Source organism: Pseudomonas sp. FW305-7 (assembly GCF_058786735.1).
In genome coordinates this window covers 54,922-67,441 of record NZ_JBYSZA010000007.1, presented here as the reverse complement: position 1 = coordinate 67,441, position 12,520 = coordinate 54,922, and the positions used below count along the sequence as shown (strand labels likewise).

The following is a 12,520-nucleotide window of genomic DNA, read 5'->3' as shown; positions in this document are numbered from 1 at the left end:
ATATTGTTTCTCAAGTGCGCCTTGCGGGGTGAGGCAGGGTCTGGTACGGCGGTAGATTTTTTTCAGATGCCAGAAACGCAAAAACCCGCTTTCGCGGGTTTCTGTGAAATCCAAGGTCGTAACCTTGAGTTTGAATTGGTGCCCAGAAGAAGACTCGAACTTCCACGACCGTAAGGTCACCAGCACCTGAAGCTGGCGTGTCTACCAATTTCACCATCTGGGCAGTATCGGCAGCGCTTGTGCGTCGTCGATGGCGCGCACTATACGGAGCGCCTTTTTAACTGTAAACCCCTGCTGTGATATTTTTTGATTTTTTTTACCAGCGGTGTTCAAAACGCCTGCAAAGCGTCGATACAGGCCTTTAGATGGGCCTTATAGAGTCGGAAATTTCCCGTTTGATGGCGCCTATGCCAAACTAACCCGCATATAGACAAGGTGAAAACTCTCTAATGGCCGATTGGCAGTCCCTCGATCCCGAGGCCGCTCGTGAAGCGGAAAAATATGAAAACCCTATTCCTAGCCGCGAACTGATCCTGGCGCATCTCGCCGATCGGGGTTCGCCTGCTGCCCGCGAGCAACTGGTCGAAGAGTTTGGTCTGACCACAGAAGACCAGATCGAAGCCCTGCGCCGCCGCCTGCGCGCCATGGAGCGCGACGCTCAACTGATCTACACCCGCCGTGGCACTTACGCGCCGGTAGACAAGCTCGACCTTATCCTCGGCCGCATCAGTGGTCACCGGGACGGTTTCGGTTTCCTGGTGCCGGACGACGGCAGCGATGACCTGTTCATGAGCCCGGCGCAAATGCGTCTGGTGTTCGATGGTGACCGTGCGTTGGCGCGTGTTTCCGGTCTTGACCGTCGCGGTCGCCGCGAAGGCGTGATCGTAGAGGTGGTGTCGCGTGCTCACGAAACCATCGTCGGTCGCTACTTTGAAGAGGGCGGCATCGGCTTCGTCGTCGCCGACAACCCGAAAATCCAGCAAGAAGTGCTGGTCACTCCGGGCCGCAATGCCAACGCCCAGATCGGTCAGTTCGTCGAGGTGAAGATCACCCACTGGCCGACACCGCGCTTCCAGCCGCAAGGCGACGTGGTCGAAGTGGTCGGCAACTACATGGCGCCGGGCATGGAAATCGATGTCGCGCTGCGTACCTATGATATTCCGCACGTCTGGCCTGAAGCCGTTTTGAAAGAAGCGGCCAAGCTCAAGCCTGAAGTCGAAGAAAAAGACAAAGAGAAGCGCGTCGACCTGCGTCATCTGCCGTTCGTCACCATTGACGGCGAAGATGCCCGCGACTTCGACGATGCGGTTTACTGCGAAGCCAAACCGGGCAAGCTGCGCCTGTTCTCCGGCGGCTGGAAGTTGTACGTGGCGATTGCCGACGTTTCCAGCTACGTCAAGATCGGTTCGGCGCTGGACAACGAGGCGCAAGTGCGCGGCAACTCGGTTTATTTCCCCGAGCGCGTGGTGCCGATGCTGCCTGAGCAATTGTCCAACGGCCTGTGCTCGCTGAACCCGCACGTTGATCGTCTGGCCATGGTTTGCGAGATGACCATCTCCAAGTCCGGCGAAATGACCGACTACTGCTTCTACGAAGCGGTGATCCATTCCCACGCTCGTCTGACCTACAACAAAGTCAGTGCGATGCTGGAAACGCCGAAAATCACCGAGGCGCGTCAGCTTCGCGGTGAGTACAACGACGTTCTGCCGCACCTCAAACAGCTTTATGCGCTGTACAAGGTTCTGCTGGCGGCTCGTCACGTACGTGGCGCGATCGATTTCGAAACGCAGGAAACCCGAATCATCTTCGGTACCGAGCGCAAGATTGCCGAAATTCGTCCGACCACCCGTAATGACGCACACAAGCTGATCGAGGAGTGCATGCTGGCGGCCAACGTTGCCACCGCCGAATTCCTCAAGAAGCACGAAATTCCTGCGTTGTACCGCGTCCACGATGGTCCGCCACCGGAGCGTCTGGAAAAACTGCGTGCGTTCCTCGGCGAACTCGGTCTGTCCCTGCACAAAGGCAAGGACGGCCCGTCGCCGAAGGACTATCAGGCACTGCTGGCAAGCATCAAGGATCGTCCGGATTTCCATCTGATCCAGACCGTGATGCTGCGCTCGCTGAGTCAAGCGGTGTACAGCGCTGACAATCAGGGCCACTTCGGCCTGAATTATGAAGCCTACACTCACTTCACCTCGCCGATCCGTCGTTACCCGGACCTGCTCACGCACCGCGCGATCCGCAGCGTGATCCATTCGAAACAGGACACCCCGCACGTTCGCCGTGCCGGTGCGATGACCATTCCGAAGGCGCGTATCTACCCGTACGACGAAGCGGCCCTTGAGCAGCTCGGCGAGCAATGCTCGATGAGCGAGCGCCGTGCCGACGAAGCGACCCGCGACGTGGTGAACTGGCTCAAGTGCGAGTTCATGAAAGATCGCGTGGGCGAATCGTTCCCGGGCGTGATCACTGCGGTGACCGGTTTTGGTCTGTTCGTCGAGCTGACCGATATCTACGTCGAAGGTCTGGTGCATGTCACCGCGCTGCCGGGCGACTACTACCACTTCGATCCTGTGCATCACCGCCTGGCGGGCGAGCGCACCGGTCGCAGCTTCCGTCTCGGCGATACCGTTGAAGTTCGCGTCATGCGCGTTGACCTTGACGAGCGCAAGATCGACTTCGAGATGGCGGAAAAAACCATCAGTGCGCCGATCGGCCGTAAAAAGCGTGGCGCTGAAACTGCTGCTCCAGCGACCAAGGCTGTGGAAGAAAAGGCCCCGGCCAAAACTTCCAGCCGTCGTCCAGCCAAAGAGAAGGCTGTCGAAGCCTATCGCCCAAGCGACGCCGTGGCGAAAAACGCCGAGCTGCGTAAAAGCCGTGAAATGAAGAAAGCACTGCTTTCCGATGCCAAAAGCGGTGGTAAAGCGGCGTCTGCGGGAAAGACCGGACGGTCGGCGCCTGAAAAGGCCGCCGGCGGCAAGCCAGCCAAACCGAGCAAACACCGTAAAGGCCCGCCAAAAGCGGGTTCTGCTCCAGCCAAAAGTGGCGGGGCGCGTAAACCGAAGGCGAAGTCATGAGTCAGTTGGAAAAAATCTACGGCGTTCACGCGGTAGAAGCGTTGCTGCGTCACCATCCGAAGCGCGTCAAGCAGATCTGGCTGGCCGAAAGCCGCAATGATCCGCGCGTGCAGACCCTGATCGAACTGGCCAACGAGAATCGTGTCCAGGTCGGTCAGGCCGAGCGCCGCGAAATGGACGCCTGGGTTGAAGGCGTGCACCAGGGCGTGGTTGCGGACGTCAGTCCGAGCCAGGTCTGGGGCGAGGCAATGCTCGACGAACTGCTCGATCGCACTGAAGGCGCACCGTTGTTGCTAGTGCTCGACGGCGTGACCGATCCGCACAACCTCGGTGCCTGCCTGCGTTCGGCGGATGCTGCCGGTGCGCTGGCAGTGATCGTGCCGAAAGACAAGTCGGCCACGCTGACACCTGTGGTGCGTAAAGTGGCTTGCGGCGCGGCGGAAGTGATTCCGCTGGTTGCCGTGACCAACCTGGCGCGCACCCTGGAAAAGCTTCAGCAGCGCGGTTTGTGGATTGTCGGCACGGCGGGTGAGGCCGAGGTCAGCATTTATGACCAGGACCTGACCGGCCCGACCATTCTGATCATGGGTGCCGAGGGCAAAGGCATGCGTCGCCTGACCCGTGAGCACTGCGACTATCTGGTGAATCTGCCGATGGCCGGTAGTGTCAGCAGTCTCAATGTTTCCGTGGCGACCGGTGTGTGCCTGTTTGAAGCGCAGCGTCAGCGTGGCGCCAAAGCCAAGGCCTCCGCCAAGAAATAAAGCTGCATGCAATCAACTGTGGGAGCGGGCTTGCCCGCGAAAGCGTAGTGTCAGTCGACAATTATGTTGCCTGATGTATCGCATTCGCGAGCAAGCCCGCTCCCACATTGGTTTGTGGTGAAGGCAGGATTGGTGATTGTTCAAATAATCACCAATTGCCTTGCACCTCTCCTGTCCCTTCTCTACAATTGCGCCCCTTGCTGTGACGGCAGGCACGCATGTGCCCCGCGCCGGCAAGTCCATAAGTGTCATTCACTCCTTGTCTGACCGTTTTTGAGCGGCAGGCTACAACCCGTAAGGAGCATTCATGCGTCATTACGAAATCATCTTTTTGGTCCACCCGGATCAAAGCGAGCAAGTCGGCGGCATGGTTGAGCGTTACACCAAGCTGATCGAAGAAGACGGCGGCAAAATCCACCGTCTGGAAGATTGGGGCCGTCGTCAACTGGCCTACGCAATCAACAATGTTCACAAGGCTCACTACGTGATGCTGAACGTTGAGTGCACTGGCAAGGCCCTGGCCGAGCTGGAAGACAACTTCCGCTACAACGATGCAGTGATCCGTAACCTGGTCATCCGTCGCGAAGAAGCCGTAACCGGCCAATCCGAGATGCTCAAGGCTGAAGAAAACCGCAGTGAGCGCCGTGAGCGTCGCGACCGTCCTGAGCACGAAGGCGCCGAAGGCACCGATAGTGATGACAGCGACAACAGCGATAACGCTGACGAGTAATCCACGGACCTTATTAAGGAGCCTATCAAATGGCACGTTTCTTCCGTCGTCGTAAATTCTGCCGCTTCACCGCTGAAGACGTGAAAGAGATCGATTACAAAGATCTCAACACTCTGAAAGCCTACGTATCCGAGACCGGCAAAATCGTTCCAAGCCGCATCACCGGTACCAAAGCTCGTTATCAGCGTCAGCTGGCCACCGCTATCAAGCGCGCCCGCTTCCTGGCCCTGCTGGCCTACACCGACAGCCACGGCCGCTGAGACCGGGCAGTCGACAAGTAGCAAAGGATTGAATGCATGCGTGCCTTAGCTGAGTTCATCATGCGAGGCCGTATGCAGGCCACTCTCGTGGTGGCCGGATGTGCAACATTGCCGTTGTTGTATTGGTTGGGCGCTGCCGCCGGGAGTCTTGTACTGCTGCGGCGCGGATTGACGGACGCCCTCGGCGTTCTGTCCCTGGGACTGCTGCCGGCATTGATCTGGTGGCTGTATGCCGATGACCCACGAGCACTTCTGGTGCTGCTGGGGTCTTCGGGACTTGCGTTGGTTTTGCGCGCAAGTGAATCCTGGGTCCGCACGCTGCTGGTCAGCGTAGTGATTGGAGTGGTGTTTTCAGTGGTGCTCGGGGCAGCATTTGCGGCCCAGATCGAGATGCTCGCGCAGGCCTTGATAAAGGTCATGCCAGCGCTTCTCGGTGAAACCTACAAGCAATTGTCGGTCGATGAGCAAGCGCGTTTCGCGTCCCTGATTGCGCCAGTCCTGACCGGACTGATTGCGGCGTTGTTGCAGATCGTCAGCGTGCTGAGCCTGATTGTCGGGCGGCATTGGCAGGCGTTGTTGTACAACCCGGGTGGTTTTGGTCGCGAGTTTCGCGCCATCCGGATCCCGCTGGGGCCGGCGATGTTGCTGCTGGCGTTGATGCTTCTGGGCCCGAATTTCGGTGCACAGATGGCCATGTTGACGCCGTTGTGCAGTGTACCGCTGGTGTTCGCTGGTCTGGCCCTGATTCACGGGCTGGTCGGGCAGAAGCGACTGGCCGGTTTCTGGCTGGTGGGGTTGTACGTCACGCTGCTGTTGTTCATGCAGCTGATCTATCCGTTGCTCGTGGTTCTGGCCATTGTCGACAGCCTGATTGATTTTCGCGGTCGTCACGTGTCGAAAGACACCGACAGCGCGAACGGTGAAGGTTAAAAGTTAAGAGGATTTCCACATGCAACTGATCCTTCTGGAAAAAATCGCCAACCTGGGCAACCTGGGCGACAAAGTAAACGTTAAGGCCGGTTACGGCCGTAACTACCTGCTGCCTTTCGGCAAAGCTACCGCTGCGACCGCTGCCAACCTGGCTGCGTTTGAAGAGCGTCGTGCCGAGCTGGAAAAAGCTGCCGCAGACCGTAAAGCATCGGCTGAAAGCCGTGCTGCCCAACTGGCCGAGCTGGAAGTGACCATCACTGCCACCGCTGGCGACGAAGGCAAGCTGTTCGGTTCGATCGGTACTCACGACATCGCTGACGCACTGACCGCCTCCGGCGTTGAAGTTGCGAAAAGCGAAGTTCGTCTGCCGAACGGCACCATCCGCAACGTGGGTGAATTCGACGTGGCTGTGCACCTGCACGCCGAAGTTGAAGCCACCGTACGCGTTGTCGTGGTAGCAGCTTAAGCAACACCTGATCGGCTGGCGGCTTGTCCGTCAGACGGTTAACATCGGGCACGATCCTGTTTACAGGTCGTGCCCTTTGTCTTTCTGAATTCCCTGTTTTTCCAAACAAACACAAGTGGCCATGAACGATATCTCCGCTCCCGAGCAATACGATCTGCAAACCGCTGCCCTGAAGGTGCCGCCGCATTCCATCGAGGCCGAACAGGCTGTTCTCGGTGGTCTGATGCTGGACAACAACGCCTGGGAACGCGTGCTCGATCAAGTCTCCGACGGCGATTTCTATCGGCATGACCACCGGCTGATTTTCCGTGCGATCGCCAAACTGGCCGATCAGAACATGCCGATCGACGTCGTGACCCTGTCCGAGCAACTGGACAAGGAAGGTCAGACCTCGCAAGTCGGCGGCCTCGGTTATCTTGGCGAGCTGGCGAAAAACACGCCGTCCGTCGCCAACATCAAGGCCTATGCGCAAATCGTCCGCGAGCGGGCAACCTTGCGCCAACTGATCGGCATCAGCACTGAAATCGCCGACAGCGCCTTCAATCCTGAAGGTCGCACCGCCGCCGAGATTCTCGACGAAGCCGAACGGCAGATCTTCCAGATCGCCGAAGCGCGGCCGAAGACCGGTGGCCCGGTCGGTGTGAACGATTTGCTGACCAAGGCCATCGACCGCATCGACACCCTGTTCAACACCGACAACGCCATCACCGGCCTGTCCACCGGTTACACCGACCTCGACGAGAAGACCAGCGGCCTGCAACCGTCCGACTTGATCATCGTCGCCGGCCGTCCGTCGATGGGTAAAACCACCTTCGCGATGAACCTGGTGGAAAACGCCGTGTTGCGCAGCGAAAAAGCGGTGCTGGTGTACTCGCTCGAGATGCCAGGCGAATCGCTGATCATGCGTATGCTTTCGTCCCTCGGCCGCATCGACCAGACGAAGGTGCGTTCCGGTCAGCTAGAAGACGATGATTGGCCGCGCCTAACTTCGGCGGTCAACCTGCTCAACGACCGCAAGCTGTTCATCGATGACACCGCCGGTATCAGCCCGTCGGAAATGCGTGCACGGACCCGGCGTCTGGTGCGTGAGCACGGCGATGTCGGCCTGATCATGATCGACTACCTGCAACTGATGCAGATTCCGGGCTCCAGCGGTGACAACCGGACCAACGAGATTTCCGAGATCTCGCGATCCCTGAAAGCCCTGGCCAAGGAATTCAACTGCCCGGTGGTGGCGTTGTCGCAGCTCAACCGCTCGCTGGAACAACGTCCCAACAAACGTCCGGTGAACTCCGACCTCCGGGAATCCGGAGCGATCGAGCAGGACGCCGACGTGATCATGTTCGTGTACCGGGACGAGGTGTATCACCCGGAAACCGAACACAAAGGCATCGCCGAAATCATCATCGGCAAGCAGCGGAACGGCCCGATCGGTTTTATCCGTCTGGCGTTCATCGGTAAGTACACCCGTTTCGAGAACCTTGCGCCGGGCAGCTACAACTTCGACGACGACGAATAATGGCTGGCCGGTATCAACCGGCCAGCCGTCCTCACCCCGCGTGTCATTCAGTTCCGCCGGCTGCCTCCTCGCCGGTGTGGCGCGCGGAATGCTCGTTCAGTTCCTGTCGGGACAACGTGACGATCAGCGCCTCTTCCACTTTCGCCAGCGATGTTTGCAGCGCCTTCGATTGCGCGTCGTAATCGGCGAATGCCAGCGTCCCGGCGGCGTGCGCGTCATCGAGGGTCGCCTGGCGATCCTGAAACGTTTGTTGCTGCACTTCAAATTGCACCCGGTACTTGTGAGTGACAAATTCCTGCCAGAACTGCCTCGACACCAGGGCGTCGAATGCTTCAGGTGAATTGTCCAGTGCGATGACTTTGTCGTACGCCGCATCCAGTTGCGCCTTGGACACCTCGACTAAATTATCGAAACCCATTCGCTCAGGCTGTCCCGGCAGTTGGAGTCGGTCTTTCAAGCGGTGGCGATAGAAAAGCCGGATCTCGACTTCCTCACGGACGTGATGCGCTGCCTGCACTGCAGCTCCCTGGGGCCTCGACTCGAGGATCCTGGCCTCACGCTGGGCAATGTCCGCCGAGGCGATTTTGTCGACCTCATGCAAACGGAACAACGCTTTGGAAAGTGCAGACAGTTGCGGGCCTTGAGCATGATCTCGAGCTTGGCTGCGCGCATCGTGCACCATCGTCAGGATTTCCAGATTGGTAAACGTGAATGCCGCCCGATCACAACAGGCGGCGTCGCCCGCCCGGTCAAATACCTCTTTGCGCAGGCGTTCGGAATCCGCATTGTTTTCGGTGATGCTGTCGATCAGCTTCCAGACCCGTCGTTGAAGGTCGTGGTGACCGGTCGGAATGTCCAGCAAGCGTTCAAGCGTATCGAACAGACCCTCCGCGCGCGGCTGCTCATGCAGTGTTCGCCACTGGCTTCTTCTGGCTGTTACCTCATCTGTCGTCAGGCCCGATGTCCAGCGTGACATCGGATCATCTGTCGCTGGGCGTACGACGGGGGCATGGCCTCGTGCCGTGTCGATCAGGTTGCGCAGCCCTCTCAGCGGCATCTCGGCCGCTAACAAGCGCTCGTCATATTGGAACAGCCGGGTTTGGGTTTCGGCGGACAGCGGATTGTTCCTGATGTCAGTCACGTTGTTGATGCGCACCGTATGGGCCAGTCGATCGTCTGGCGGGGCGATGACCGCATCCGGAATGTCTGTGATTCGGTTGTTGCTCAGATTGAACGTATCCAGTAATGGCTGATCGGCTATTCCGCTCGGGAAAGTGTCGATCCCGGTGTTGGCCAGATTAACCGAGCGAATGTCGGTCATCTGGCTGAAGTCCGGCGGGATGCCCAGTCGCGGATTTTCGTGCAGCCACAGGGCTCGCAGTGTTGTGCGCTCGGACAGCACGCGGGCGGTGTCGGCGGTCAGGGAAATCTGATTGTTCTGCAGGAAAAGTCGAGTCATCCCGCTCATTTCGCCAACGGCCGGCGGCAGTTCGCGCAGCTCATTTTGTGACAGGTCCAGCCAGCGCACATGGCGGAATCGGGTCAGAAAGCCTTCCGGCGAAGTGCTCAGCGCCATATTGCTCAATCGCAGAGAACCGACATGACTGAAATCGACGTCAATGTCCGGCAAGGTGGGCAGAATCAGGCCACTGAGATCCAGTTCCAGCCCGATGGGCGTGCGGTCATTGGCCAGTCTCTGCGGTGTTTCTCGGCGCCAGCACTTGATAATCCGCTCACTGGCCTTGACCCGGTCCGAGCGGGTCAGTGCGTTGGCCTCCAATTGGAACGCCCGAACGTAACCCCCGCGATTGCCTCCTCCAGAAAATACCCAGGCGTCGAGCTGGGTTTTCAGCACGCCAAACTCCTGTTCGAGGCTGTTGAGTTTCGTCGCCACGGCCCCGCGTTCAAGACCCCAGATGAACTCCCGGCATTCCTTGATGCTCTTGCTCGGAAAGAGCCGTCGGTATCGCTGCGCTCTTGAGTTTTCACTATCAAATGCCGAGGGCTGGGCGGTATCCCACAACTCGGGATGAGCCGCGTTCAGACGTCGCCAGAAACCGTCGAATTTTCTCCAGTACGCTGAGGGAAAGGCATTGCCTTCAAGCAAGGTACCGGCGTTGATCCGAGCGACCAAGGGCAATTGCTCAACGGGCGGATCAAGGAGTGCATGCGGTACCTCACGCAGGCGGTTGTTGCGTAGATCCAGGTTGGTCAGCGCGGTCTTGTCCTGCAAGCCGGTAGGCCACTGACTGATTCCTGTATGGCTCAGGCTCAGGGAGGTCAGGCCAGACATGGCGCTGAAGTCAGGCGTCAGTTTGAGCGCCGGGTTATCGGCAAGATTGACCGTTTCCAATTGACTCAACGCGCTGAGTGTTGCTGCACTTTCCTCGTCCAGTTCAATACGGTTCGTGTTCAAGTCGAGGTGCTTGAGTTTGTTCATCTCGTTAATTTTTCCGGGCAATTTTCCAATCCCGGAGTGAGTGATGGACAAGTGCTCCAGATGGGCGAAGTTGGACAGGAACACGTCGGCCGCATCCGACCAGACAATGCTTTTCAGGGTCAGTGAACTAACGTGGCTGAAATCCGCGTTCAGATTCGGGAGTGGTCCGCCCTCCAGGAAAAACAACAGTGAATGCCGGGTAGTGCGTAGCCAGCACGCCTTGATTGACCTCGCGATTCGTTGCACCGACTTTTTTGTTGAGTCATCAGCTGTGGCGCTGCTGTTGTGACTACGAACGTATTCCTCCAGTTGCGTCTCCAGCCGCTCAAGTTCCTGCACGCGTGCGGCCAGTCCGGTTCGCGCGGCGTCGTCCATTTCCAGGACGAAGTCCTTGACCGCTTGCGCATCCTTGTCGGGATGCAGGCGTTGCACCATGACGATGTCGGCGGTGTCGCCGTCCAGTCTGAACGCGCCGCTGCCAGTGTGGGGCGCGAGCTCCGGGTGTGCAGCGGCGACGCGTCGCCAAAACCCTTCCAGCGTTCTCCAGTAACCCTGCGCAAACGCATTGTCTTCAAGCAGCGTGACGCCGTTGATCCGTGCGCGTGCCTGCAACTGATCGGCCGGTGGATTGAGGATCGTTTCCGGTACTTCACTCAGACGGTTCTGGCGCAGATCGACGAGTTCCAGCCCTGTCTGTTGTTCCAGGCCCGTCGGCCACTGGTCGATGCGGGTATTGCTCAGATTGACGACCTTCAACGCTGCCATGGCGCTGAAGTCCGGTGTCTGTCCAAGGGGATTGCCGGACAGGTCGATTCGCTCAAGCCGGGAGAGGGTGCTCAAATTGGCGGCAGCGGGGGCATCCAGCTGAATACGGTTGGAACTCAGGTCCAGCGCCTTCAGGGTTTTCAAGGTGGCGACAGCGTCGGGCAGCTTTTCCAGGGTGGTACGGGTGACGGTCAGGTGCTCCAGCCCCGAAAAACTGCTGAGAAACGTGTCGGCGGTGTCTGACCAGGTAATCTTGTCCAGCTCGAGCGTCCGGACATGGCCGAAGTCCGCTTTGAGCGGCGGCAACGTGGTTCCGTCCGGGGCAGGTAGCAGTTTCAGCGTTGTCCCGGTCTGCTGGCGCCAACAGCGTTTGATCTCCACAACGGCGAGCTCTATCCAGGCTTTGCTGGCGGCCGGCACCGGCGATTGCGTGTGGGTGCGAGACCAGGCCGTCAATTCTTTCTTGAGGGTCTTGTAATCGGTTTCGCGACGTACCAGACCGCCCGGGACATCATCCCCCAACGATTGGATAAAGGTCGTGACTTGCTCTTCGCTAAACGACGGGTACAGCTTGCGCGCGCGCGCCGCCGGGCTGTTCAAGCGATTGAGTGCGCTGGTGAAACGCTCCATCAGTGGGCGGTGCGGAGTTTGCCCGGCGCGGTGCATGCCGCCTGCACCCGGGAGATTGACCCCGAGCCAGCCGTCCAGCGGATCGAACACAATGGCTTCCGAGCGGCCCGGGCGTGTCGCGACATATTGGTTGTCGGTGCTGGCGGCGACGGCATCGTTGGCCCGGACAATGCGCATCACCGGCGTCAGGGCCGTGGTGGCTTCAGGATCGTGCAAGGCTTGATAGGCGACCTTTTCAATCACCGCATAGAGCTTGCCGTCAAACCGGTGCAGGCCATCGTTGCCGGGCTCGACGCCGGTAAAGTCCAGTTCTGTGCGAAAAGCCTGCAAGCGACTGTCGCTCAGCGCAAAAGTGACGGGCGAGTCGTCCAGCTCATACCACAGTTTGCTCTGCGGATCGCGAACCAGCACCGGCCCCGAAGGTTGCAGTTCGCTGCTCAGTCTGGCGCGGTGCTGGCCGGTGTGCGGATCCACTCCGACCGGGACGACGCCAACCTCCGTCACCTCGACATAGCGGCGTCCCTTGAGAGTAATGAAGCCATCGGCGTCAGCCAGCGGAAGCGGCGTAGTTGTCGTGATCCGGTAATGTTCCAGTGGTCGCGGCGCAGGTGCGGAGACGATGACGGGGGAGGGAGTCTGGCTGATAGTGACCGGCGCCGGGGTGATGATGTCCAGGTCGGCGTGGGCGGGTGTGCTGCCCGCAGGTGTCGGGTGGCGCGGCCTTGTCACGGTCGGAGTATCGAAGTCCAGGTGCGGCAGGATGTCCGGTCGCGGCAGGCGTGGACTGTCTGTCTGCACGGGACGTGTGTGCACCTCGACACTGACGGTGTTTCGAGTGGGTGGTTTTACAGGCATGAAAGTTTCGTCCTTGAATAGTGTTGCGTCAGTTTCCGTAAGGGAATTGCTGAGCAGTTTTCGGCGTCATTGCCGAGTTAAAAC

8 protein-coding genes and 1 tRNA gene are annotated in these 12,520 nt (G+C 59.0%); 7 read left to right on the top strand and 2 right to left on the bottom strand.

Annotated elements, in window-relative coordinates:
• Positions 1–136 precede the first annotated feature (136 nt).
• Positions 137–223: transfer RNA gene (locus AC3WMT_RS11445), tRNA-Leu, on the bottom strand.
• Positions 224–449: 226 nt separating this feature from the next.
• Between AC3WMT_RS11445 and rnr the strand changes: the two genes are divergently transcribed.
• The 7 genes from rnr (at position 450) to dnaB (ending at position 7,746) form a co-directional block, all read left to right on the top strand.
• On the top strand, positions 450–3,080 hold the full coding sequence (gene rnr, locus AC3WMT_RS11440) for a ribonuclease R (RefSeq protein WP_103304668.1): 2,631 nt from the start codon (positions 450–452) through the stop codon (positions 3,078–3,080).
• Complete coding sequence (gene rlmB, locus AC3WMT_RS11435; protein ID WP_103304669.1) at positions 3,077–3,841, top strand: 23S rRNA (guanosine(2251)-2'-O)-methyltransferase RlmB; 765 nt, start codon at positions 3,077–3,079, stop codon at positions 3,839–3,841. The genes rnr and rlmB overlap by 4 nt, the downstream gene beginning before the upstream one ends.
• A gap of 307 nt (positions 3,842–4,148) precedes the next feature.
• Positions 4,149–4,571 carry a 30S ribosomal protein S6 gene (rpsF, locus tag AC3WMT_RS11430; RefSeq protein WP_103304671.1) on the top strand — a complete coding sequence of 141 codons (423 nt, stop codon included), beginning with the start codon at positions 4,149–4,151 and terminating at the stop codon, positions 4,569–4,571.
• Between the two features lie 29 nt (positions 4,572–4,600).
• Complete coding sequence (rpsR, locus tag AC3WMT_RS11425) at positions 4,601–4,831, top strand: 30S ribosomal protein S18 (RefSeq protein WP_002551829.1); 231 nt, start codon at positions 4,601–4,603, stop codon at positions 4,829–4,831.
• A gap of 36 nt (positions 4,832–4,867) precedes the next feature.
• On the top strand, positions 4,868–5,761 hold the full coding sequence (locus tag AC3WMT_RS11420; protein WP_103304672.1) for a hypothetical protein: 894 nt from the start codon (positions 4,868–4,870) through the stop codon (positions 5,759–5,761).
• 19 nt (positions 5,762–5,780) lie between these two features.
• Positions 5,781–6,227, top strand: a complete 447-nt coding sequence (rplI, locus tag AC3WMT_RS11415) for a 50S ribosomal protein L9 (RefSeq protein ID WP_003186385.1) — start codon at positions 5,781–5,783, stop codon at positions 6,225–6,227.
• A 121-nt stretch (positions 6,228–6,348) separates the two neighbouring features.
• Positions 6,349–7,746, top strand: a complete 1,398-nt coding sequence (gene dnaB / locus AC3WMT_RS11410; protein ID WP_007915846.1) for a replicative DNA helicase — start codon at positions 6,349–6,351, stop codon at positions 7,744–7,746.
• A 43-nt stretch (positions 7,747–7,789) separates the two neighbouring features.
• Here the strand turns inward: dnaB and AC3WMT_RS11405 are convergent, their stop codons facing one another.
• A complete protein-coding gene (locus AC3WMT_RS11405; RefSeq protein WP_256583545.1) occupies positions 7,790–12,436 on the bottom strand; it encodes an NEL-type E3 ubiquitin ligase domain-containing protein in 4,647 nt (1,548 codons plus the stop codon).
• Between the last annotated feature and the right edge of the window lie 84 nt (positions 12,437–12,520).